General features: G+C 54.0%; 24 protein-coding genes and 1 other RNA gene. 8 read left to right on the forward strand and 17 right to left on the reverse strand.

Features of this window, described 5'->3' with window-relative positions; all coding sequences use genetic code 11:
* Positions 1–16: 16 nt before the first annotated feature.
* The 3 genes from rnpB to ABLV08_RS12455 all read left to right on the forward strand — a co-directional run bounded on the left by rnpB (position 17) and on the right by ABLV08_RS12455 (position 2,286).
* Positions 17–397: RNase P RNA component class A (gene rnpB / locus ABLV08_RS12445), an RNA gene on the forward strand.
* 468 nt (positions 398–865) lie between these two features.
* Positions 866–1,726 (forward strand): mechanosensitive ion channel domain-containing protein, encoded by an 861-nt coding sequence (locus ABLV08_RS12450; RefSeq protein ID WP_047055030.1) that lies wholly within the window; start codon positions 866–868, stop codon positions 1,724–1,726.
* Positions 1,727–1,875: 149 nt separating this feature from the next.
* Positions 1,876–2,286, forward strand: coding sequence for a hypothetical protein (locus ABLV08_RS12455; protein ID WP_015703575.1), 411 nt, complete (start codon positions 1,876–1,878; stop codon positions 2,284–2,286).
* Positions 2,287–2,317: 31 nt separating this feature from the next.
* Here ABLV08_RS12455 and ABLV08_RS12460 read toward each other — a convergent pair whose 3' ends face one another.
* Positions 2,318–2,479, reverse strand: a complete 162-nt coding sequence (locus ABLV08_RS12460; protein ID WP_015703574.1) for a hypothetical protein — start codon at positions 2,477–2,479, stop codon at positions 2,318–2,320.
* A gap of 23 nt (positions 2,480–2,502) precedes the next feature.
* Positions 2,503–3,204 carry a pirin family protein gene (locus ABLV08_RS12465; protein ID WP_015703573.1) on the reverse strand — a complete coding sequence of 234 codons (702 nt, stop codon included), beginning with the start codon at positions 3,202–3,204 and terminating at the stop codon, positions 2,503–2,505.
* A gap of 104 nt (positions 3,205–3,308) precedes the next feature.
* Between ABLV08_RS12465 and ABLV08_RS12470 the strand changes: the two genes are divergently transcribed.
* Complete coding sequence (locus ABLV08_RS12470) at positions 3,309–4,205, forward strand: LysR family transcriptional regulator (RefSeq protein ID WP_015369566.1); 897 nt, start codon at positions 3,309–3,311, stop codon at positions 4,203–4,205.
* Positions 4,206–4,243: 38 nt separating this feature from the next.
* Here the strand turns inward: ABLV08_RS12470 and ABLV08_RS12475 are convergent, their stop codons facing one another.
* From ABLV08_RS12475 to ABLV08_RS12485, 3 genes are all read right to left on the reverse strand, one after another.
* Positions 4,244–4,612 carry a DUF805 domain-containing protein gene (locus ABLV08_RS12475; protein ID WP_015369567.1) on the reverse strand — a complete coding sequence of 123 codons (369 nt, stop codon included), beginning with the start codon at positions 4,610–4,612 and terminating at the stop codon, positions 4,244–4,246.
* A gap of 125 nt (positions 4,613–4,737) precedes the next feature.
* Positions 4,738–5,724 carry a glutathione S-transferase family protein gene (locus ABLV08_RS12480; RefSeq protein WP_048229540.1) on the reverse strand — a complete coding sequence of 329 codons (987 nt, stop codon included), beginning with the start codon at positions 5,722–5,724 and terminating at the stop codon, positions 4,738–4,740.
* Between the two features lie 74 nt (positions 5,725–5,798).
* Positions 5,799–6,191, reverse strand: a complete 393-nt coding sequence (locus ABLV08_RS12485; protein ID WP_015703571.1) for a DoxX family protein — start codon at positions 6,189–6,191, stop codon at positions 5,799–5,801.
* 276 nt (positions 6,192–6,467) lie between these two features.
* On the opposite strand from ABLV08_RS12485, the gene ABLV08_RS12490 reads away from it, so the two are divergent.
* Positions 6,468–7,391: an Rpn family recombination-promoting nuclease/putative transposase gene (locus tag ABLV08_RS12490; protein WP_045389089.1), complete on the forward strand. Its 924-nt coding sequence runs from the start codon at positions 6,468–6,470 to the stop codon at positions 7,389–7,391.
* Positions 7,392–7,399: 8 nt separating this feature from the next.
* Here ABLV08_RS12490 and ABLV08_RS12495 read toward each other — a convergent pair whose 3' ends face one another.
* From ABLV08_RS12495 to exuT, 8 genes are all read right to left on the reverse strand, one after another.
* Entirely contained in the window at positions 7,400–7,696 is a 297-nt protein-coding gene (locus tag ABLV08_RS12495; protein WP_015703570.1) for a YqjK-like family protein, read from the reverse strand.
* Positions 7,693–8,091 (reverse strand): phage holin family protein, encoded by a 399-nt coding sequence (locus ABLV08_RS12500; protein ID WP_015369572.1) that lies wholly within the window; start codon positions 8,089–8,091, stop codon positions 7,693–7,695. Before ABLV08_RS12500 ends, ABLV08_RS12495 begins: the two co-directional genes overlap by 4 nt.
* Positions 8,092–8,093: 2 nt before the next feature.
* Positions 8,094–8,399 (reverse strand): YqjD family protein, encoded by a 306-nt coding sequence (locus ABLV08_RS12505; protein ID WP_015369573.1) that lies wholly within the window; start codon positions 8,397–8,399, stop codon positions 8,094–8,096.
* Positions 8,400–8,424: 25 nt separating this feature from the next.
* The gene (locus tag ABLV08_RS12510; RefSeq protein WP_032712569.1) at positions 8,425–8,793 is read right to left on the reverse strand and encodes a DUF1090 domain-containing protein; all 369 of its coding nucleotides are present in this window, start codon (positions 8,791–8,793) and stop codon (positions 8,425–8,427) included.
* Between the two features lie 148 nt (positions 8,794–8,941).
* Complete coding sequence (gene mzrA, locus ABLV08_RS12515; protein WP_161799831.1) at positions 8,942–9,319, reverse strand: EnvZ/OmpR regulon moderator MzrA; 378 nt, start codon at positions 9,317–9,319, stop codon at positions 8,942–8,944.
* A gap of 8 nt (positions 9,320–9,327) precedes the next feature.
* A complete protein-coding gene (yqjA, locus tag ABLV08_RS12520) occupies positions 9,328–9,990 on the reverse strand; it encodes a DedA family general envelope maintenance protein YqjA (protein ID WP_015369576.1) in 663 nt (220 codons plus the stop codon).
* Between the two features lie 327 nt (positions 9,991–10,317).
* On the reverse strand, positions 10,318–11,094 hold the full coding sequence (exuR, locus tag ABLV08_RS12525) for a transcriptional regulator ExuR (protein WP_163389081.1): 777 nt from the start codon (positions 11,092–11,094) through the stop codon (positions 10,318–10,320).
* Between the two features lie 127 nt (positions 11,095–11,221).
* Positions 11,222–12,523, reverse strand: a complete 1,302-nt coding sequence (gene exuT, locus ABLV08_RS12530; RefSeq protein WP_015703568.1) for a hexuronate transporter ExuT — start codon at positions 12,521–12,523, stop codon at positions 11,222–11,224.
* A 467-nt stretch (positions 12,524–12,990) separates the two neighbouring features.
* On the opposite strand from exuT, the gene uxaC reads away from it, so the two are divergent.
* Entirely contained in the window at positions 12,991–14,403 is a 1,413-nt protein-coding gene (gene uxaC / locus ABLV08_RS12535; RefSeq protein WP_015369579.1) for a glucuronate isomerase, read from the forward strand.
* Positions 14,404–14,421: 18 nt separating this feature from the next.
* Positions 14,422–15,909 (forward strand): altronate dehydratase family protein, encoded by a 1,488-nt coding sequence (locus ABLV08_RS12540; protein WP_015703566.1) that lies wholly within the window; start codon positions 14,422–14,424, stop codon positions 15,907–15,909.
* Between the two features lie 528 nt (positions 15,910–16,437).
* Here the strand turns inward: ABLV08_RS12540 and sstT are convergent.
* The 4 genes from sstT to ABLV08_RS12560 all read right to left on the reverse strand — a co-directional run bounded on the left by sstT (position 16,438) and on the right by ABLV08_RS12560 (position 20,753).
* Entirely contained in the window at positions 16,438–17,685 is a 1,248-nt protein-coding gene (gene sstT, locus ABLV08_RS12545) for a serine/threonine transporter SstT (RefSeq protein WP_117025451.1), read from the reverse strand.
* A gap of 267 nt (positions 17,686–17,952) precedes the next feature.
* The gene (locus ABLV08_RS12550) at positions 17,953–18,921 is read right to left on the reverse strand and encodes a TerC family protein (protein ID WP_020077873.1); all 969 of its coding nucleotides are present in this window, start codon (positions 18,919–18,921) and stop codon (positions 17,953–17,955) included.
* A gap of 268 nt (positions 18,922–19,189) precedes the next feature.
* Positions 19,190–20,179: a Gfo/Idh/MocA family oxidoreductase gene (locus ABLV08_RS12555; RefSeq protein WP_047740283.1), complete on the reverse strand. Its 990-nt coding sequence runs from the start codon at positions 20,177–20,179 to the stop codon at positions 19,190–19,192.
* 73 nt (positions 20,180–20,252) lie between these two features.
* A complete protein-coding gene (locus tag ABLV08_RS12560) occupies positions 20,253–20,753 on the reverse strand; it encodes a M48 family metallopeptidase (protein ID WP_015369584.1) in 501 nt (166 codons plus the stop codon).
* Positions 20,754–20,823: 70 nt separating this feature from the next.
* Here ABLV08_RS12560 and rlmG point away from each other — a divergent pair, with 70 nt between their 5' ends.
* The gene (gene rlmG, locus ABLV08_RS12565; protein ID WP_348855904.1) at positions 20,824–21,954 is read left to right on the forward strand and encodes a 23S rRNA (guanine(1835)-N(2))-methyltransferase RlmG; all 1,131 of its coding nucleotides are present in this window, start codon (positions 20,824–20,826) and stop codon (positions 21,952–21,954) included.
* Positions 21,955–21,974 lie beyond the last annotated feature (20 nt).

The raw sequence follows: 21,974 nt of genomic DNA on the forward strand, positions 1-21,974 counted from the left end.
CTCTATACTTCGCGCCGAAGCTGACCAGACAGTCGCCGCTTCGTCGTCGTCCTCTTAGGGGGAGACGGGCGGAGGGGAGGAAAGTCCGGGCTCCATAGGGCAAGGTGCCAGGTAACGCCTGGGGGGTGTCACAGCCCACGACCAGTGCAACAGAGAGCAAACCGCCGATGGCCCGCGCAAGCGGGATCAGGTAAGGGTGAAAGGGTGCGGTAAGAGCGCACCGCGCGGCTGGTAACAGTCCGCGGCACGGTAAACTCCACCCGGAGCAAGGCCAAATAGGGGTTCATAAGGTACGGCCCGTACTGAACCCGGGTAGGCTGCTTGAGCCAGTGAGCGATTGCTGGCCTAGATGAATGACTGTCCACGACAGAACCCGGCTTATCGGTCAGTTTCACTCCTTAGAAAACCCCGCCTCGGCGGGGTTTTTGCTATCTGGAGGTTGGAACAAAGATGAATGACTGTCCACGACGCTATACCAGAAAGAAAGCGGCTTATCGGTCAGTTTCACCTCTTTAATGTAAAAACCCCGCTCCGGCGGGGTTTTTGCTATCTGGAGGTTGGAACAAAAATGAATGACTGTCCACGACGCTATACCAGAAAGAAAGCGGCTTATCGGTCAGTTTCACCTCTTCAATGTAAAAACCCCGCTCCGGCGGGGTTTTTGCTATCCGGAGGGTGGAACAAAGATGAATGACTGTCCACTTTTAAACAGCTTTCTGGCTGCATTGCAGGCCGCGCTCGTTGATACTGTCACGCTTTGAAAATGTATCTTCTATCCATTAATCTCAATCCCTCATTTGCAGCGGTCATCATTCAGCTTAATGGATAGCAGGTTTTACGTGTTATCCAGACAGGGGCGGTGGACGTGAAAAATGTAGTGTTATTCCCTCAACTCAAAACGGCAATAGCATGGCTGGTTGGTCATGGCGAGACGATTATGCAGTTTGCCTGGAATATCGTGGCAGCGCTGATTATTCTTTTTATCGGGAGAATGCTTGCAAAAGTCCTCGCCAAAACCTTCGAGAAAATTCTGCTGCGACGCAACGTAGATGCGACAATCGTCCACTTCTTCGCCGCGCTGGTGCGCTATATCACCATGGCTTTTGCGATTGTCGCCGCGTTAGGTCGAGTAGGGATTGAAACTTCTTCCATCATCGCGGTTATTGGTGCGGCGGGTCTGGCCATTGGCCTGGCGCTGCAGGGCTCGCTGTCAAATTTTGCCGCTGGCGTACTGCTGGTGACTCTGCGTCCATTCAGGGCGGGTAATTTCGTGCAGGTTGGTTCGGTATCAGGGATGGTGCAATCGGTACATGTTTTTTCTACGACGCTGCTTACTGTAGATAATAAAGAAGTCATTATCCCGAACGGTAAAATTATTGCCGATAGCATCGTTAACTACTCCCGCCATCCCTATCGCCGCATCGATCTTACGCTCGGCGTAGCGTGTCATAGCCAAATATCGCACGTTAAACAGGTTATCCAGACGCTTATCGATGATGAAAAGCGCATCGATCATTCTCGCGGTACCACCGTTCGCCTGATCGAGTTGGCTCCCGGTTCGCTTAACTTTACCATTCGCGTATGGGTGAAAAATGCTGAGTATTGGGACACCTATTTCGATTTTCTGGAAAATATCAAAAATGCGCTCGATGAAAATAATATCTTGCTGGCCGCACCGCGCATGGATATTAATTTAACATCAGCGGATTTAGCACGTGTTCAATAAGTAAGAAGAATTTTATATTTTATACAATTCATTTGGTGAATATATTATCTGAATATTTACACTGGTGAACATGATTTTTTACACATCGTCATTATTGTTCAGGGAATAATAGGTCGTCTTATCACTACGTACTTATTCAGGATAACAAGATGAACAAACTTTCTCGGATGGTATTAATGACGGCTGTAGCCGCAGGGTTCTCCATGGCGGCACAGGCCGCTGAGGTTACCGCCGCGCCGGCGCCGGCTCAGGATCCTATCGTTCAGCATTTAAAATTGAGCCAGGATCAGGTCGCAAAAATTAAGAGCCTGCATCAGGAAATGGAAAAGAACGTCCAGCAGATTTCACAGAAAGATATTAAAGATGGCGTGTTATTTGACGTGATCGATTCTGGTAAGTGGAATGAAAAAGCGGTTAAAGATCAGCTGGCGGCCTTTAGCAAGGTTGAGCAACAGGTGCGCTATTATCGCGTGAAGTACTATTTCGGCGTAAATCAGGTACTGACGCCGGAACAACGTACTCAGGTGAAAAAAGATCTCTCTCAGGCATTGAGCGAGTAATAAAGTCGGCCCCGCTATGGGGCCGATTTCTTCAGGCGGCGTTATCTTCATCCTGCAACCGCGTTTGCGCATCTTCCACGATGGCTTCCAGTTCACTCAGCATCTCTTCATAGCCAAAGCCGATTGGGCTCATGGTTTCCACGGCGACTGGCTGGTCTAACGATTTTGCCTTTTTGCTTTTTTTCTTGCTCACTCACAAACTCCCGGGCTTCCTTGTTACACCGGTAAATCTATCAGCAAAGCGCGCAGCGGCGTATCGGCGACGAGGGTAATGTTAGCTTCGTCACGAATAAACGCGCCATCGCCGCAGGTTAATGCCTGTTTCTCTTCCTTTTTTGCCACGGCATGTACCGTCCCGTGAATCGACTGCAGATAGGCGCGCGGGCCGTGCAGTTGAACGTTGATCTCTTCGCCCTTCGCCAGCTGCAGATGATGGATCCACACCTGCTGACGCAGCTGTAAGCTGTCGCCGCTGCCGTCCGGTGAGGCTAATAGCTGAATCGGCGAATCGCCAACCGTCATTTTCTGTACCAGCGGGTTTTCGCGCTCCGGACAGGCGTCGAGCCATAGCTGCATGCGCGTCAACGACTGCTCTTTACTGAGATTATGCTCGCTGTAGCTGACCCCCGGTTGGGTGGAGAGCAGCAGGGCTTCTCCAGCTTTTGCCTGTATGTGGTTGCCGTCGCTATCGCGGTATTCCGCTTCACCTTCCAGAATCAGATTCAGGATATCGACCTTTGGGTAGGTACGTGGCTGAAATGACGCGCCCGGCGCCAGCACTTCTTGATTGAGTACACGCAGCGAGGCGTAACCCAGCAATTTAGGGTCGAAGTAGTGGCCAAAGGAAAAGGTGTAGCGGGCCTGCAGCCAGCCGAAGTCTGCTTGACCGCATTGTTTGGCTGTTCGGGTTGTAATCATTTTCTTGACCTCTCTTTACACTAAATCAATGGTAAAGGTATGGACGCTGTATTGTTAGCCAGATATTCTGCCCGGTATGTTCAAAATTCCTGAATGAGAGCGAAATGGCGAAAGAGAGAGCATTAACGCTGGAAGCGTTACGCGTAATGGATGCAATAGACCGACGCGGGAGCTTTGCCGCTGCGGCTGACGAGCTGGGGCGTGTGCCTTCAGCCCTAAGCTACACCATGCAAAAACTGGAAGAAGAACTGGATGTGGTGTTGTTTGACCGTTCCGGCCATCGCACAAAATTTACGAACGTTGGCCGCATGCTGCTGGAACGCGGCCGCGTGCTGCTGGAAGCGGCGGACAAGCTGACCACCGATGCCGAAGCGCTGTCGCGCGGCTGGGAAACTCACCTGACCATCGTGACCGAAGCGTTGGTTCCTACCACCGATCTGTTTCCGCTGATTGAGAAACTGGCGACTAAATCCAATACCCAGCTGTCGATTATTACCGAAGTGCTGGCCGGTGCCTGGGAACGGCTGGAGCAGGGACGTGCTGATATTGTCGTCGCGCCGGATATGCATTTTCGTTCATCGTCAGAAATTAACTCGCGTAAGCTCTATTCGGTTTTAAGTGTTTATGTTGCCGCGCCGGATCACCCGATTCATCAGGAGCCAGAACCGCTTTCTGAGGTGACGCGGGTGAAATATCGCGGCGTCGCGGTGGCGGATACCGCGCGCGAGCGTCCGGTTCTGACGGTGCAGCTACTGGATAAGCAGCCGCGTTTAACCGTCAGCACTATTGAAGATAAACGCCAGGCGCTGCTGGCGGGGCTTGGCGTGGCAACCATGCCGTATCCGTTGGTTGAGAAGGATATTGCCGAAGGGCGCTTGCGGGTCGTAAGCCCTGAATATACCAACGAAATCGATATCATTATGGCCTGGCGCCGCGACAGCATGGGCGAAGCCAAATCCTGGTGTCTGCGGGAGATCCCGAAACTGTTTACCGGCAGATAACGGGAAGATGCGCTCCTCCGCCGCGAGGAGCGCGTAAATCAGTAGGAGTAGGGTTTTGGATTTGGCCCAAAGCGATTGTTGCCGGGCGTGCCGTTCTGACAATTGAAAATCAAAATCACCAGCCAGCCGATGACCGGGATCAGCAGCAGCAGTAGCCACCACGCCGAGCGGTCGGTGTCATGCAGGCGACGAAACTGCACCGCCCACCAGGGTAAAAAAACCAGCACGCCGTAAATGGTCGTCAGGATGCCTTCACCCCCAGCACGCTGCCAGCCGAGCATCTTATCAATGATGCTTAGCACTGCGGTGAGAATGATGTTGACCAGAATAAACATCCAGTACTCTTTGCGCCGGGCGCGACCGCCAAAGCCAATATAGTTTCGTAATACTTTTAGATACCAGTCCATTTTCTCACGCCTTAGTTAACCATTAATCACTTGTTTTTAAAGCGATCAAAATAATCATAGGCGTGAATATCAAACTGGTAAATATCCGTTATCCGAATAAAAGGCGCCCTTCGGCGCCTTATCGATCAGCGGGAAAAACGATCCCGCCCATGTGGTTCGTTGAGATCCTGCTGCGGGCCCACGGAGATGATCCCCGTCGGGTTGATGGTTTTGTGGCTGCGATAATAGTGATTGCGGATATGCGGGAAATTCACCGTTTCCGCAATCCCCGGCATCTGGTAGATATCGCGCAGGAAACCGTACAGGTTGAGATAGTCGCTGATGCGGCGCTTATCGCATTTAAAGTGGGTAACATACACCGGGTCGAAACGAACCAGCGTTGTCCACAGGCGGATATCCGCTTCCGTTAACTGGTTCCCGGTCAGGTAGCGGTGCTGACCGAGGATCTGCTCAAGGCGTTCGAGCGAGGTAAACAGCGCGTCTACGGCTTCGTCGTAGGCCTGCTGGCTGGTGGCGAAACCGGCTTTATATACCCCGTTGTTAACGTTGTCGTAGATCCAGCTATTGAGATCGTCGATCTTTTCTCGCAACGCCGGCGGATAATAGTCGCCCGCGCGCGCCCCCAGGCCATCAAACGCGGTATTGAACATGCGGATAATTTCAGCCGACTCATTGCTGACGATGGTCTGTTGTTTTTTATCCCACAGCACCGGAACGGTCACCCGGCCGGTATAATGCGGATCGGCCTGCAGATAAAGCTGATAGAGGAACTGATGATGATAGAGCTGGTCGCCGGTCGCATCCGGGAAATCGTCGGCGAAGGTCCAGCCGTTTTCCAGCATCAGTGGATTCACCACTGAGACAGATATAAAAGGCTCTAATCCTTTCAACTTGCGCAGAATCAGGGTGCGATGGGCCCACGGACAGGCCAGTGAAACGTACAGATGATAGCGGTCTTTCTCTGCGGCGAAGCCACCTTCGCCCGCAGGGCCTGGCGCGCCATCGGCGGTGAGCCAGTTGCGGAAGGCTGAAACGGAACGCTTGAACCGTCCTCCGGTGGATTTGGTGTCATACCAGGTATCTTGCCAGACGCCCTCGACTAATTGTCCCATTACTTCCTCCTTCAGATAGCAAAAGCGAGGAGATAGCCCCTCGCTTTTTTAGATTTTTACTCAGTATAGTGCGCTTACCACTTTTTATTCAGCACGCGGTCGATGCTGAATGCGCCCGGACCCGTCACGGCCAGCAGCAGATAACCACCAGCGATGGTCAGGTTTTTCATGAACATCAGCGAGTTCACGCCTTCAGCAAAGTTGCTGTGGAACAGGAACGCGGTCAGCAGGGTAAAGCCTGCGGTGAACAGCGCGGTAGTGCGAGTCAGGAAACCGAACAGAATTGCCAGACCGCCGCCAAACTCAAGCAGAATAGTCAGCGGCAGCAGCGCTCCCGGAACACCCATCGCTTCCATATACTGCTGCGTACCTGCATACCCGGTGATTTTTCCCCAACCAGCGGTAATGAACAGAATCGGCATCAGAATACGCGCTACCAGTACACCAACATCTTCTAATTTTTTCATTTCTTACTCCAGAAAACCCAAAGGGCGGCGATTTCGTTTTTTAGAGCAATCCTGCGTGGTTACGCGGGCTTGCTGTCGATGGAGAGGATATTAGCGAGCTTGAGAGGGGATTGTTAGCAAGGAAAACTGTAGTTCTTTTTCAAAGTTTCTGAGCAATTGGTGCGATCGGTGAAAATATTTTCCGAGGCGCCTCGCAGCGTGCGTGGCTATCGGTTGTGGTGGCGGGGATAAAAGAGGATATCTGTCGCCAACTTATTTTTGCATAGACAGGATGTCATGAAACAATTCAGCTCTACGCCTCACGATGCGTTGTTTAAAACATTTCTCACTCATCCGGAAACGGCGCGAGATTTTCTCCAGATCCATCTACCGGAATCGTTACGTATGCAATGCGATCTCAGTACCCTGCAGTTAGAGTCCGGCAGCTTTATTGAGGACGATATGCGTGCGTTGTACTCGGATGTGTTGTGGTCAATTAAAACGCAAAGCGGAAGCGGATATGTGTACGCGCTGATTGAACACCAAAGCACGCCAGACAAACATATGACCTTTAGACTAATGCGCTATGCATTTGCCATAATGTCTCGTCATCTGGATGCCGGTAATGAACATCTGCCATTGGTTATTCCGATGTTGTTTTATCATGGGCGGATTACACCTTATCCCTTTTCGATGTGCTGGCTGGATAGTTTTGCGCAACCCGCGTTAGCACGGGAGATATATGGGGATAATTTTCCATTGATCGATGTGACATCCTTCACGGACGATGAAATCCAACAGCATCGGCGTATAGCAATTTTGGAGTTCCTGCAGAAAAATATTCGCCAGCGCGATCTGAATGACCTGGTAGATCAACTTGTAGCCTTGCTGCTGCCGGGTTATACCACCGAGCATCAATTTAACGTGTTGATGAACTACATTGCCCGTTCCGGCCATTTGACCAGCCCTGGCAGATTTTTTCGTCAACTGGCGCAGGGAATGCCTGAACATAAGGAGCAACTGATGACATTAGCAGAATGGTTTGAAGAGCGTGGGCGCACAAAGGGAAGAAAACAGGGTCGTGAAGAAGGTAGAGAAGAAGGCGAACGTCAGGCGACGCGTAAAATAGCTCTTGCGATGCTTCGTAACGGCGTTGATAGCGCGCTGGTCAGTAAAACCACCGGTTTAAGCGAACAAGAGCTCAGCGCGCTGGCGCACTGAGCGAGCAATTAACGCGATGCGGACTGGCGCAGAATCCCTTTGACCATCCGCCAGGTGCTCCAGATGCCGAGGCCGCGTTTGCCCCAGCGGATTAAAAAGCGCGGATGGCGTACTGACCAGATAGCCATTACCCCGCTGCCGACCATCGCCCATGAACGCAGGTGTTTCAGCGTTTGCCAGCCGCGATCGATAGGCGAGGTGGCTTCCAGCCAGTGACGATGGCTGGCGGCCAAATCCAGCCGCTGTTGCTGGATTTGGCGCAGCAGCAGCGCTTTTCGCTGGTCGCGTTCCTGTTGGCCGCTCATCGACGATCGTCCTCAAGCAGCGCGCGATCGTTCGCCAGCTCGTCGCGGGTATGACGTAAAAACGTTGAGCGGCGAGCTTTCCTGAGGGTCCAAATTCCCCCTATCAATGAGGCGAGCAACAGGACGCTGGTGGTCGCGATCATCACATGCAGGCGGTACTGCGGATCGACGGCCCAGATGATCAGCACCAGCAGGCTCATCAGCCCAAAAGCGGCGAATAGCAGCGTTAGCCCGAGCATCAGCAACAGCTGGAAGAGGTTCGCTTTCTCCTCTTCCAGCTCCACGACGACCAGGCGCAAACGCGTTTCCACCATTTCGACCAGCAGCGTAATGATCCGCTGGCCGATGCCGAATACGCTCTGTCCCGGGCCCTGCGTGTGTTGAGAGTTTGCCATAATTAACGGCGCGACAGCAGTACGCCGACCACCAGCCCGACAGCTGCGCCAATACCAACGCCGGTCCACGGATTCTCGCGAACGTACTCATCGGCGCGAGCAGCGGTTTCACGCGTCTGCTTAACGATGGCATCGCTGGTGTCGCTGAGACGCACACGGCTGTCTTTCAGCACGCTTTCCGCTTTGCTACGCAGTTTGCCGAGTTCTTCTTTTGATTTATCGGTTGAGGAGTTCAGAACTTCTTCCAGCGTATCAGCCAGATTTTTCAGCTCAGCGCGTAGATCTTCTGCAACGTTATCTTTAGCCATCTTGTTCTCCTGTAGCGTTTACCAATTAATAATCGCGTGACTCAAGCGCTTTCAGTTCCTGCTGCGCTTCATCCAGTTTGCGTTCCCGTTTGCTAATTTTGTCTGCATCGCCTTTCTGCTTCGCCTCGCTCAGATCGCGCTGACGTTCGGCAACTTCGGCCTTCTGTTTAGCGATTTTCTGCTGATGTTCAGCCCTGACTTTACTGTCGCTGCAGTTAGCGCGAACTTCCTGCAGCGCTCTGTTCAGGCCGTCAATGCGATGCTGATTATGGTGTTTTTCGGCATAGCTGATCTCCCGTTGGATACTCTGTTCTTTTTCCTGACAAGGAGAGGCTGCGAAGGCGCTGGCGCTAAGTGAGGTCAGTGCCAGTAATAGTGCGATGCGGTATTTCATGGATTCTACCTTCCATTGTGTGAGGGGATATCGGTGATATACCCAATCCAGTCAACAATACGAGCCAGGCGGTTCCCGCAGTCTTAATAATAGACACGAAAGCGGGACATCACCAAACCGTACGAAAAGATTCGGAATTTTTGACGCGTTATCCAAAACGGCGCGGAGCATCGCGCAGGCGGGATAACCAGGCGGTGGCAGAATTTTCTTCATCCACCAGAGCAATAATATAACCGTGAGGCAGAGCCCGGCCCAATACTTCTTTTGCCGCGGCGCCCTGGGCGTTGGAATCGAATTTGATCAGCAGGCCGTCTTTTTGCGGGGTGATGCTCTTAAAACGGATGCCGTTGGCGTCAAGATGATGCCAGACGGAAAAACCGTCCGGCATGGCGACGCCCTGGCTGACGGGACGGATGGCCAGAGTGGACTCATGCTGACTGACGGTCAGCCACAGCCAGACGATGGCGCAAAGCAGCAGTGAGCCGCCCAGCATCCACCGCAGCTGGCGCCAGGAAGGACGTTTGATGACCATGCTCAGCTCCGACTGCTGTGTTTTTTCTTCCACAGTACAACCAGAGAGCCGATCAGACCGAAGACCAGCAGCGCAACCGGCAGCAGCATCAGGCACGACATCAGCTGATCTTCATACTTCAGGAATACCGGTGTTTTACCCAGCAGATAGCCGAGAGAGGTAAGAATCAACACCCACAGCAGACCGCTCATCCAGTTAAAGAACTGGAAACGCGCGTTATTCAGACCGGAGATACCGGCAATCGTTGGCAGTAGGGTACGTACGAAGGCGATAAAGCGGCCAATCAGCAGCGCCGATAACCCGTGCTTGTGGAACAGGTGATGGGCTCGCTGGTGATAATGCGACGGTAAATGCGATAGCCAGTTTTGCACGATCCGCGTATTGCCCAGCCAGCGTCCCTGGATGTAGCTCACCCAGCAGCCGAGGCTGGCCGCCGCCGTCAAAAGCAGTAGCGTTTCCGGGAAGCCCATCGCCCCTTTGGCGATCAAAACGCCGACCAGCACCAGCAGGCTATCACCCGGTAAAAACGCCGCCGGCAGTAAACCGTTCTCAAGGAACAAAATCATAAATAAGACAAAATAGAGCATGCCAATCATGGAGGGATTAGCGAGCGTTTCGTAATCCTGGGCCCATAAGGCATTCAGTAATTGGGTTAGTAGTTCCATTCACGATTCCTGGTACATCGGTTAACGGTACGTCTTATACATAGCGACTAGATTATTTTTTAGAGTATGGCCGCTGTTGAGACGTTCTGATCGGATCCTTGATTAAACAGTAAGTAAACACTTACATGCAGAACGACAAAATGCATCTAATTGTAACAAACTAGCTGACTTTCCGTCAGAGAAATTGCAGTTTGTTGCTGATTGATTTTGCGGGTTGCGGGGACGAGTAGCGAGAGGATTTACACAGGCTGACACTATATATGCTTTGCTTACCCTGTCGGGTTTGCGGGCAGAAAAAGAGGTTCTGCCCGTGAAAAGGATAATACGTTATTTTACCCCGTTCGCCGCGGTATCGAGATGAACCACCGGATTTTCGGCAAACAGGTAGCGATCGGCATTGAATTCAAAGTCATCGCTGGTTTCGTTAAACAGCATCAGCTTGGTATTTTCCAGATGCTGCCACATCGCCAGCTTCGCCGCGTGAGGGTCTTTACGAATTAACGCCTTGAGGATTTGGTCATGATCGTCGCACCAGTTGTCGACGGTGCGCAGGTCGATGTGGTCGTGCAGTTTTTTCCAGTACGGGTTGTGTACCCGCTGGGTCCACATTTTTTCAACGATGGCGGCAAGGGCGGTGTTCTGGGTAGCCAGCGCGACCTGGACATGGAACTGCAGGTCCCATTCGGAATCACGGAAGCACTTCTCGTTGCGGGCTTTCTCCTGAATTTCCATTAACTTCATGATGTCCTGCTTGGTCACCTGAGTCGCGGCGAATTCAGCGATATTGCTCTCAATCAACTGACGGGCCTGGAGTAATTCAAACGGGCCATAGTTGGCGAACTCCAGCGATTCATCCACCACCTGTTGGTATTTCGGGTGGTTGGAAATAACGTGGATGCCGGAGCCTTTGCGGACTTCAACATAGCCTTCGACTTCCAGCATGATGATGGCTTCGCGAACCACGGTGCGGCTGACGCTTTTTTCATCGGCGATGAAGCGCTCTGCGGGCAGCTTATCCCCTACAAGGTAGACGCCTTGTTCGATACGCGTCTTTAGCTCAGCGGCAAGCTGCTGATAGAGACGGCGCGGTTCACTGATTTCCATATTCGCTCCCGGAAGATGGCGACAATATTCGATTTGTTATACCACTTTTACGCGCTTTCCACCACTGGAAGGCACAAAAAAAGCCGCCTTAAAAGGCGGCTTAGTCGGTGCAAAATCATCTTGCAGTCTAGCTTTGCGTCACCGGTTTACTGGTATTGAGCGGCGTCGAGTCATCGTCGGCCGATTTGTTTTTCAGCACCGTCCAGATAACCAGCGCGCCCAGCAGGTCAAAGACCGCCAGCACCGCGAACAGCGGGCTGAAGCCGATGGTATCCGCCAGTGCGCCGACGACCAGCGCGAATAGGGTGCTCGCCAGCCATGCCGCCATCCCGGTCAGACCGTTGGCGGTCGCCACTTCGTTACGACCAAAGACGTCGGAAGAGAGGGTGATCAGCGCACCGGACAAGGCCTGGTGAGCAAAACCGCCAACGCACAGCAGCGCGATTGCCACATACGGGCTGGTGAACAGGCCAATCATGCCAGGACCAATCATCAGCAGGGCGCCCATCGTCACGACCATTTTACGTGAGACGATAAGATTCACGCCAAACCAGCGCTGGAACAGCGGCGGCAGGTAGCCGCCAACGATGCAGCCGAGGTCGGCGAACAGCATCGGCATCCAGGCGAACATGGCGATCTCTTTCAGGTTAAAGCCGTAAACCTTAAACATGAACAGCGGGATCCAGGCGTTGAAGGTACCCCAGGCCGGTTCTGCGAGGAAGCGCGGCAGCGCAATACCCCAGAACTGACGGTTACGCAGGATCTGCCACGGCGACATTTTCTTCGCGTTATTGGTCTGATGCTGAGATTCCTGGCCGCCGATGATGTAGTCACGTTCTTCATCGGTGAGTTTTTTCTGATCGCGCGGGTGTTTGTAGAAAATCAGCCAGGCCATTGCCCAGGCGAAGCTCAGTACCCCGGAAATAATAAATGCCATCTGCCAGCTATGCATGACAATCGCCCATACCACCAGCGGCGGAGCAATCATCGCGCCGATAGAAGAGCCGACGTTGAAATAGCCGACGGCGATGGAACGCTCTTTCGCCGGGAACCATTCGGAGCTGGCTTTCAGACCGGCAGGGATCATCGCTGCTTCCGCTGCGCCGACCGCGCCGCGGGCCAGCGCCAGGCCGCCCCAGCTGCCTGCCAGCGCCGTTGAACCGCAGAATACCGCCCAGGCGATAGCAAAGAAGGCGTAGCCAATTTTGGTGCCAAGCACATCGAGCACATAGCCGGCAACCGGCTGCATAACGGTATATGCAGCGGAGTAGGCGGCGATGATATAAGAATATTGTTGGGTTGAAATGTGCAACTCTTCCATCAGCGTCGGCGCAGCCGCCGCTACGGTGTTACGAGTCAGGTAACCCAGCACGGTGCCCAGCGTCACCAGTGCGATCATATACCAACGTAACCCTTTAATTTTACGCATGTAAAACCTCATCGTTGTTGTCTCTCCGCAGCGTCTGCGGCCATCTTTCGTCCCGCCAGGGAAGGAGGATGGGGAAACGGAGGGTTCAGGACGTGAACTGAACCTTGCCATCAGTGGTTAAAGTGAAACCGGCATCCCTACCGTTTAAGCCGATGTTATTCACACCGGTAATGCATTCCGTCGGTTTATATGTTGCGACGGCAGAAAGATAACTTGTCATACAACTTTAAAAGTTGAGTACTGTCACAAAAGTGGGAAAGTTTGTAGGGACATTAATCGCGTCAATTAAAGCCAGTACTGGCGCGGCTTGCAGCGATGTTTACTCCTTTGGTGGTGCTTTTTTTGTCGACGTTTATTGATCTAACTCACGAAAAATACTTCGGCCTGTAGAAATTGGTGTGATAACTTTGTCAGCATTAGAGTCAATCATCTGATGGGCTCCTTGATGGGGCGAAGAGGACACGACAATGACACCGTTTATGACCGAAGATTTTCTGCTTGATACCGAGTTTGCCCGCCGCCTGTACCACGATTACGCCAAAGATCAGCCGATTTTCGACTACCACTGCCACCTTCCGCCGCAGCAGGTTGCCGAAAATTATCGTTTTAAGAACCTGTATGACATCTGGCTGAAAGGCGACCATTACAAATGGCGCGCGATGCGTACCAACGGCGTGGCGGAGCGCCTGTGTACCGGCGATGCTGCCGATCGCGAGAAATTTGACGCCTGGGCGGCAACCGTTCCTCATACCATCGGTAACCCGCTATACCACTGGACGCATTTAGAGCTGCGCCGTCCTTTTGGTATTACAGGTAAGTTGTTGTCGCCAGCCACGGCGGATGAAATCTGGAACCAGTGTAATGAGTTGCTGGCTCAGGAGTCGTTCTCCGCCCGTGGAATCATGAAGCAGATGAATGTGAAGATGGTGGGGACGACCGACGATCCGATTGATTCACTGGAGCATCATGCTGCGGTCGCTAAAGATAGTACTTTTGATATCAAGGTATTGCCGAGCTGGCGCCCGGATAAAGCGTTCAACATCGAGCAGGCCACTTTTAACGATTACATGAGCAAGCTTGGCGAAGTCTCCGATACCGAGATTCGCCGTTTTGCCGATCTGCAAAGCGCGCTGACTAAGCGTCTGGATCACTTTGCCGCTCACGGCTGTAAAGTTTCCGACCACGCGCTGGACGTGGTGCTGTTCGCTGAAGCGAGCGATAACGAACTGGATAGCATTCTGGCGCGCCGTCTGGCGGGCGAAACGCTCAGCGAGCATGAAGTCGCGCAGTTCAAAACGGCGGTACTGGTGTTCCTCGGTGCGGAATACGCGCGCCGCGGCTGGGTACAGCAGTACCACATCGGCGCGCTGCGTAATAACAACCTGCGTCAGTTCAAACTGTTAGGGCCGGATGTTGGCTTCGACTCCATCAACGACCGTCCGATGGCCGAAGAGTTATCGAAGCTGCTGAGCAAGCAGAACGAAGAAAACCTGCTGCCGAAAACTATTCTGTACTGCCTGAACCCACGCGATAACGAAGTGCTGGGCACTATGATCGGTAACTTCCAGGGCGAAGGCATGCCGGGCAAGATGCAGTTCGGTTCCGGCTGGTGGTTCAACGATCAGAAAGACGGCATGGAACGTCAGATGACCCAACTGGCGCAGCTTGGCCTGTTGAGCCGCTTTGTCGGCATGCTGACCGACAGCCGCAGCTTCCTCTCCTACACCCGCCACGAATACTTCCGCCGTATTCTGTGCCAGATGATCGGCCGCTGGGTGGCTGCTGGCGAAGCGCCTGCGGATATCGCCCTGCTGGGCGAGATGGTGAAAAACATCTGCTTTAACAATGCGCGTGATTACTTCGCCATTGAATTGAACTAAGGCCAGAGGTCGGTTGATATGCAATACATCAAAATCCATTCGCAGGATAACGTCGCGGTGGCGCTGGCGGATATGACGTCAGGCAGCGTGGTGACGATTGATAACGATACCGTCACCCTTAGCCAGGATGTTGTCCGCGGTCATAAGTTCGCGCTGCGGGCCATTGCGAAAGGTGAAAACGTCATTAAGTACGGGTTGCCGATTGGTCATGCGCTGGCGGATATCGCGCCGGGCGAGCATGTTCATGCGCACAATACGCGTACCAATCTGAGCGATCTTGACGCGTATCGCTATCAACCAGACCTGGTTGAACAACCGGCGCAACCTGCGGATCGCGACGTCGAGATTTATCGTCGCGCCAGCGGTGAAGTCGGCGTGCGTAACGAATTATGGATCCTGCCGACCGTGGGCTGTGTTAACGGCATCGCCCGGCAGATCCAGAATCGTTTCCTGAAAGAGACCAACGACGCGGAAGGCACCGACGGCGTCTTCCTTTTCAGCCACACCTACGGCTGCTCGCAGTTGGGAGATGACCATATCAACACCCGTACCATGCTGCAAAACATGGTCCGCCACCCGAATGCCGGGGCGGTGTTGGTGATTGGTCTTGGCTGCGAGAACAACCAGGTTGATGCCTTCCGTGAAACGCTGGGGGATTTTGACCCGGAACGCGTGCACTTCATGATTTGCCAACATCAGGAAGATGAAGTGGAAGCGGGAATTGAGCATCTTCATCAGCTCTATGAAGTGATGCGCCATGATAAACGCGAAGCGGGTAAACTGAGCGAACTGAAGTTTGGCCTTGAGTGTGGCGGCTCGGACGGCCTGTCCGGCATTACCGCTAACCCAATGCTGGGGCGTTTTTCTGACTACCTGATTGCGAACGGCGGCACTACGGTGTTGACCGAAGTGCCGGAAATGTTCGGCGCTGAGCAACTACTGATGAGCCACTGTCGCGACGAAGAGACTTTCGGCAAACTGGTCACCATGGTCAATGATTTTAAACAGTATTTTATCGCCCACGACCAGCCTATCTACGAGAACCCGTCGCCGGGTAACAAAGCGGGCGGTATCACGACGCTGGAAGATAAGTCGCTTGGCTGCACGCAGAAAGCGGGTTCCAGCCAGGTGGTTGACGTTCTGCGCTACGGTGAACGTTTGAAAGTCCACGGGTTGAATCTGTTGAGCGCGCCGGGTAACGACGCGGTGGCGACCAGCGCGCTGGCGGGTGCCGGCTGCCATATGGTGCTGTTTAGTACCGGCCGCGGCACCCCTTATGGTGGTTTCGTTCCGACGGTAAAAATCGCTACCAACAGCGAGCTGGCGGCGAAGAAAAAGCACTGGATTGATTTCGATGCCGGGCAGTTAATTCACGGGAAAGCGATGCCGCAGGTGTTGGAGGAGTTTGTCGATCTGATCGTCGATATCGCCAACGGCAAGCAGACCTGCAACGAACGCAATGATTTCCGCGAACTGGCAATCTTTAAAAGCGGCGTCACGCTGTAACGACGCTGACTACCGCGGTGTTTGCAAGGTCGGATAAGCGTAGCGTCATCCGACAATATTAAACTCTCCCCGGTCGCGCTTACGCTTACCGGGGCTACCAACGGAATAGGTCCGTAGATACTGTTATCGATTTGCAACTGTTTTGGTCCGGGAAAAACAGTTGTTTTTTATTATTTCAGAGCAGATTGCGCTCCCGATATTTCTTCTGCGTTATGTCCCTCATGGCGCAGGGAGCGCACAAAGGGCGGCCAGTCGCCGCCGCCCTCTGTACTCCCGGGCTCTGGCCGCCAAAATCGCCACTTCGTGGTACCTTCGACTTATCCCGGAAGGCTTCGGGTCGGGCCGAGGCAGCGTCCGTGCAAGTCACGGCCCTCAGCCCGCATCCATGCGGGCTGCCCCGGCCTTCCGGGAACGTCTCAGCGATTTTGAGGCCACCAACACCGGCAGTTTCAGCCAGCATGGTGAATAAAATAAAGGCAGGCCGCACGTACCGTAGGTCGGATAAGCGTAGCGCCATCCGACAATACGCTAACTACGCAGGGCGTTCTTCGCCAGCTGTTCGTCTTCGGCCATACAGGCCGCGGCGGTGAACAGCGCATCGGTTGACGAGTTGAGCGCCGTTTCGCAGGAATCCTGCAGCACGCCGATAATAAAGCCGACGGCGACGACCTGCATGGCGACATCGTTCGGAATACCGAACATGTTACAGGCCAGCGGGATCAGCAGCAGCGAACCGCCTGCCACCCCGGAAGCGCCGCAGGCGCACAGCGAGGCCACTACGCTCAGCAGCAGCGCCGTCGGTAGATCCACCGGAATATTCAACGTATGCACCGCCGCCAGCGTCAGCACGGTGATAGTAATCGCCGCGCCCGCCATATTGATGGTCGCCCCCAGCGGAATAGATACCGAATAGGTATCGCGATCCAGATTCAGCTTCTCGCACAGCGCCATATTCACCGGAATGTTGGCGGCGGAGCTGCGGGTAAAGAAGGCGTAGACGCCGCTTTCACGCAGGCAGGTCAGCACCAGCGGATACGGGTTACGGCGGATTTTCCAGAATACCAGCAGCGGGTTAATCACCAGCGCCACCAGCAGCATGCAGCCGACCAGCACCAGCAGCAACTGGGCGTAGCCCCACAGGGTATCGAAACCGGTCGTCGCCAGCGTTGAGGAGACCAGGCCAAAAATACCCAGCGGCGCAAAGCGGATCACCAGCTTGACGATAAAGGTCACCGCGTGCGAAACGTCGTTAATCAGGTTTTTAGTGCTGTCGTTACCGTGGCGCAGCGCGAAGCCCAGCCCCACCGCCCACACCAGAATACCGATATAGTTGGCGTTCAGCAGCGCGTCGATAGGGTTAGCCACCATGCTCATCAGCAGCCCGCGTAGCACCTCTACAATCCCCGATGGCGGGGTGATGCTGTCCGCCGCGCTGGTCAGATGCAGCGTAGAAGGGAAAACAAAGCTAAACAGCACCGCGGTGAGCGCCGCGCTGAAGGTCCCCAGCAGATAGAGAAACAGAATCGGGCGGATACTGGTTTTTTGTCCGTGCTGATGGTTTGCGATCGACGCCATCACCAGCATTAATACCAGCACCGGCGCGACGGCTTTCAGCGCGCCGACGAACAGCGTTCCCAGCAGCCCGACCGCGATAGCGGCCGGTTTCGAGACCAGCGCCAGTACCACGCCAAGTACCAGTCCCAACAGGATTTGTTTCACCAGACTGCCCTGCGCCAGGCGCTGCAGCAGCCCCGACGGGCGGTTTTGTGTTGTCATAAATCATTCCTTCCAGTGATGTAGCAGTCCATCCCGGCGACGTATTATTTGTTACGTTTATGTCCGGATGTAAATGAATGTTTGCATGGTCGAGTATACGGAAAGAACGCGAGGTAGGAAGCGTATTCTACTGTTTCTTGCACGCCGATCTTATTTTTTAACTATATATTAACGTTTTTGTGACATGGATAAAAATTATGCGCGGGAAAGCTAACGCAGGGCGGCGTATCCCGGCCAGATACGCGATATCTGGCCGGGAACAGGGGGTTATTGCAGCTGTTTCTTCTTATCGTTCTGTTTGTTCACCCAGGCGTTAATCAGCAGCGTCGCCGCCAGGATACCGCCCACCACGCCGAGGGAAACGGCGATCGGAATGTGGTAGAAATCGACGATTAGCATCTTGATACCGATAAACACCAGGATCACCGACAGACCATATTTCAGCATCGAGAAGCGTTCGGCTACGCCCGCCAACAGGAAGTACATCGCACGCAGGCCGAGAATCGCAAACAGGTTAGAGGTCAGCACGATAAACGGGTCGGTGGTCACCGCGAAAATTGCCGGGATGCTATCAACGGCGAAAATCACGTCGCTCAGCTCAACCAGGATCAGCACCAGCAGCAGCGGCGTGGCGAACAGTACGCCATTTTTACGGGTGAAAAAGCGCTCGCTCTCGATTTTATCCGTCATCCGCAGATGGCTGCGGATCCAACGCACCAGCGGCTTATCGCCGATCCCGGAATCATCTTCTTTCGCCAGCGCCATTTTCACCCCGGTAAACAGCAGGAACGCGCCGAACACGTACAGTAGCCATTCGAACTGCGAAATCAGCCAGCTGCCGGTGAAGATCATAATGGTACGCAGGACAATCGCCCCGAGGACGCCATACACCAGTACCCGGCGCTGTAGCGCTGGCGGCACGGCAAAGTAGCTAAAGAGCATTAGCCAGACGAAGACGTTATCGACCGCCAGTGATTTTTCGATCAGATAACCGGTGAGGAAGGCTAACGCCTGCGGATCGGCGACGGCGCGGCCCTGCGTTTGCACCAAATACCACCAGAAAGCGGCGTTAAACAGCAGGGAGAGGGTGACCCACAGGATGGACCAACCGGCGGCCTGCTTCATGGTCATGGTATGCGCACCGCGCCTTCCCTGAAGCAGTAAATCGATCGCCAGCATGATGACCACGACTACAGCGAATCCGCCCCATAACAACGGCGTGCCGACACTATTCATTGCGTTATTCCTTACATAAAAACAAAACGGCTGTCGTCGAAAGACGGCAGCCGCTGCGCTTTTATGCATAGACCTCGCCTTCCGGCAAGGTCTCACTTACAACAAGAGCGGACATGGATCCTTGATCTTGTTGCCCGGCGACCGGATGCGGTTTTGCACGCATCGTAATGACGATCGACCGGCCAGGAAGTTACTCCCCTTTGCACGTAACAAAGTATTACAAGTTATAAAGGGCGTCAATGGAGGTCGAGGGCCCATTTACACTCCTTTACTCCACAGGCTGAGTATCCGCCGGGAAGACCACGCCGGTCTGGCGACGGATTTCGCTAAGCAGTTTTGCCGTAATGCGGCTGACTTCAAGCCCTGGATGAGCGACGTCGTTGGTTTCCACCAGCCGCGCGAACGCTTCCGCTTCATACAGCATAGTATTGATGTGCTGAGGCTGGGTGAGATCCTGCGCTTTTCCGCCGCGTGGAATAAAGGCCACCTTCTGGCATTCGGAGATTTTCTCAATCACCAACGCGCCTTCTTCACCCTGGATTTCGCTAGGGATAGTGGAGTCGCTGACCTTCGAGTGGTGCAGGGTGACATCGAAATCGCCGTAACTCAGCACTACCGTGCCCTGGCCATCAACACCGCTTGCCAGCAGGCTGGCGCTGGCATGGACCGCTTGCGGTTCGCCCCACAGCGCGACCGCCGAGGCGAGGCAGTAAAAACCGATATCCATAATCGAGCCATTGGAAAAGGCTGGGTTGAAGGTATTTGGATTTTCGCCGTCGAGATAGCGCTGGTAACGTGAAGAGTACTGACAGTAGTTGATGAAGGCTTTACGTAATTTGCCCACTTTATCGAGCGCTTCGCGCAGCAGCAGGAAGTTGGGCAGGCTGGCGGTTTTGAACGCTTCAAACAGCACCACGTTGTTTTCTTTAGCCACGGCAATCGCCGCTTCAACCTCTTGCAGGTTCGATGCCAGCGGCTTTTCGCAAATCACGTGCTTTTTATGGCTCAGGAACAGGCGAGTTTGCGGGAAGTGCAGCGAGTTCGGGCTGGCAATATAGACCGCGTCAACGTCAGGGCTCTGCGCCAGTTCATCGAGCGAGGTAAACAGATGCTCTACCGGGTAGTCATTAGCGAAAGCTTGCGCCTGTTCAAGGCTGCGGGAATAAATCGCGGTGAGTTTAAATTTACCGGTTTCATGGGCGGCATCGACAAACTGCTTAGTAATCCAGTTTGTGCCAACAACTGCGAAACGTATCATAAACGTTGACGAACTCCGTTAAAGGGGACCTTTCGTCACTCTAGCACGCCATGATGACAAAACGAGTGCGCTATCACGCAGAACGGTTTAACGAAAGGTGCGTCAGCCACAGGCGGGTATCGAACTCTAACTGGTGATACTGCGGCTCCATATGACAGCACAGCTGATAGAAGGCTTTGTTGTGATCCTTCTCTTTTAAGTGCGCCAGTTCATGAACCACGATCATGCGCAGAAACGCTTCCGGCGCGTCGCGAAACACCGTCGCTACGCGGATTTCCGCTTTGGCTTTCAGTTTGCCTCCCTGAACGCGGGAAATGGCGGTATGCAGACCAAGCGCGTTCTTCAGCACGTGGATTTTACTGTCGTACATCACCTTATTGATTGGCGCCGCCCCGCGCAGATAGCGGGCCTTCAGATCCTGGGTGTATTGATATAACGCCTTATCACTGTTGACATCATGCCCCTGCGGATAGCGCTTTTGCAGCACCTCGCCGAGACGGTCTTGCTCGATTAAGGTGGTCACCTGCGACAGCAGCGATTCGGGGTAGCCCTGAAGGTAAGGTAGCGTGTTCATGGTGAAAAAAGTTTACTTCTCCGGAGAATTGAGCGATAACACGCGCGAATTTTAGCATTTCGGAGGGGCGATGAGCCAGGTAGAGTTAAACGGTGAGTTATTCACATTAGAGCGGTTCCCACCTAACGCTGAAGAAGAAGCGCTTCAGGCATGGGAAGCGGCGGATGAATATCTGCTGCAACAGGTGAATGACGTCGACGGCCTGACGCTCATCTTCAACGACGGCTTCGGCGCGCTCTCCTGCGCGCTGGCGGAGCGCAACCCGGCCAGCATCAACGATTCCTTTATTTCCGAGCTGGCGACCCGCCACAACCTGCGGATGAACGGTATCGATGAAGAGAGCGTGCGCTTTCAGGATAGCCTGAGCCCGCTGCCGGCCGCGCCGGCGCTGGTGCTGATTAAGGTGCCAAAACAGCTGGCGCTGCTGGAACAGCAACTGCGCGCGCTGCGCGAAGTGGTGACGCCGGAAACCCGCATTATCGCCGCGGCGAAAGCCCGAGATGTGCACAACTCGACGCTGGCGCTGTTTGAAAAAATCCTCGGCACTACCACCACCTCGCTGGCGTGGAAAAAAGCGCGTCTGATCCACTGCGTTTTCACGGCCCCCAAGCTTGCCGATGCGCCGCAAACCTACAGCTGGAAGCTGGACGGTACGCCGTGGACCATCCATAACCACGCCAACGTTTTTGCCCGCAGCGGCCTGGACATCGGCGCGCGTTTCTTCCTTCAGCACTTACCGTCTGATTTAGAAGGCGAGATCGCCGATCTCGGCTGCGGCAATGGGGTGATTGGCCTGCAGGCGCTGGCGCAAAATCCAAACGCCAGCGTGATGTTCACCGATGAGTCGCACATGGCGGTGGCTTCCAGCCGTTTGAACGTCGAGCGCAACCTGCCGGAAGATATCGCACGCTGTGAATTCATGGTCAACAATTCGCTTTCCGGCATAGCGCCCGACCGCTTTACGGCGATTCTGTGTAATCCGCCGTTCCATCAGCAGCACGCTATTACCGACCATATCGCCTGGCAGATGTTTAACGATGCCCGCCGCAGCCTGAAATACGGCGGCGAGCTGTACGTCGTCGGCAACCGCCACCTCGATTACTTCCGTAAGCTGAAGCGCGCTTTTGGTAATTGCACGACGATTGCGACGAACAATAAGTTTGTCATTTTGAAAGCAACGAAGGTGCGTAAGCAGCGCTGATTCTTGTTGTTGTTTCCCCC

The organism is Klebsiella sp. CN_Kp088 (assembly GCF_040064335.1).
Taxonomy (GTDB): Bacteria; Pseudomonadota; Gammaproteobacteria; order Enterobacterales; family Enterobacteriaceae; genus Klebsiella; species Klebsiella aerogenes.

What these genes read in the sequence shown, in the direction of transcription:
- ABLV08_RS12455 (WP_015703575.1), top strand. Translation starts at nt 1,876, where the DNA reads ATGAACAAACTTTCTCGGATGGTATTAATGACGGCTGTAGCCGCAGGG.
- ABLV08_RS12465 (WP_015703573.1), bottom strand. Translation starts at nt 3,204, where the DNA reads ATGATTACAACCCGAACAGCCAAACAATGCGGTCAAGCAGACTTCGGC.
- ABLV08_RS12470 (WP_015369566.1), top strand. Translation starts at nt 3,309, where the DNA reads ATGGCGAAAGAGAGAGCATTAACGCTGGAAGCGTTACGCGTAATGGAT.
- ABLV08_RS12475 (WP_015369567.1), bottom strand. Translation starts at nt 4,612, where the DNA reads ATGGACTGGTATCTAAAAGTATTACGAAACTATATTGGCTTTGGCGGT.
- ABLV08_RS12480 (WP_048229540.1), bottom strand. Translation starts at nt 5,724, where the DNA reads ATGGGACAATTAGTCGAGGGCGTCTGGCAAGATACCTGGTATGACACC.
- ABLV08_RS12485 (WP_015703571.1), bottom strand. Translation starts at nt 6,191, where the DNA reads ATGAAAAAATTAGAAGATGTTGGTGTACTGGTAGCGCGTATTCTGATG.
- ABLV08_RS12490 (WP_045389089.1), top strand. Translation starts at nt 6,468, where the DNA reads ATGAAACAATTCAGCTCTACGCCTCACGATGCGTTGTTTAAAACATTT.
- ABLV08_RS12495 (WP_015703570.1), bottom strand. Translation starts at nt 7,696, where the DNA reads ATGAGCGGCCAACAGGAACGCGACCAGCGAAAAGCGCTGCTGCTGCGC.
- ABLV08_RS12500 (WP_015369572.1), bottom strand. Translation starts at nt 8,091, where the DNA reads ATGGCAAACTCTCAACACACGCAGGGCCCGGGACAGAGCGTATTCGGC.
- ABLV08_RS12505 (WP_015369573.1), bottom strand. Translation starts at nt 8,399, where the DNA reads ATGGCTAAAGATAACGTTGCAGAAGATCTACGCGCTGAGCTGAAAAAT.
- ABLV08_RS12510 (WP_032712569.1), bottom strand. Translation starts at nt 8,793, where the DNA reads ATGAAATACCGCATCGCACTATTACTGGCACTGACCTCACTTAGCGCC.
- yqjA (WP_015369576.1), bottom strand. Translation starts at nt 9,990, where the DNA reads ATGGAACTACTAACCCAATTACTGAATGCCTTATGGGCCCAGGATTAC.
- exuR (WP_163389081.1), bottom strand. Translation starts at nt 11,094, where the DNA reads ATGGAAATCAGTGAACCGCGCCGTCTCTATCAGCAGCTTGCCGCTGAG.
- exuT (WP_015703568.1), bottom strand. Translation starts at nt 12,523, where the DNA reads ATGCGTAAAATTAAAGGGTTACGTTGGTATATGATCGCACTGGTGACG.
- uxaC (WP_015369579.1), top strand. Translation starts at nt 12,991, where the DNA reads ATGACACCGTTTATGACCGAAGATTTTCTGCTTGATACCGAGTTTGCC.
- ABLV08_RS12540 (WP_015703566.1), top strand. Translation starts at nt 14,422, where the DNA reads ATGCAATACATCAAAATCCATTCGCAGGATAACGTCGCGGTGGCGCTG.
- sstT (WP_117025451.1), bottom strand. Translation starts at nt 17,685, where the DNA reads ATGACAACACAAAACCGCCCGTCGGGGCTGCTGCAGCGCCTGGCGCAG.
- ABLV08_RS12550 (WP_020077873.1), bottom strand. Translation starts at nt 18,921, where the DNA reads ATGAATAGTGTCGGCACGCCGTTGTTATGGGGCGGATTCGCTGTAGTC.
- ABLV08_RS12555 (WP_047740283.1), bottom strand. Translation starts at nt 20,179, where the DNA reads ATGATACGTTTCGCAGTTGTTGGCACAAACTGGATTACTAAGCAGTTT.
- ABLV08_RS12560 (WP_015369584.1), bottom strand. Translation starts at nt 20,753, where the DNA reads ATGAACACGCTACCTTACCTTCAGGGCTACCCCGAATCGCTGCTGTCG.
- rlmG (WP_348855904.1), top strand. Translation starts at nt 20,824, where the DNA reads ATGAGCCAGGTAGAGTTAAACGGTGAGTTATTCACATTAGAGCGGTTC.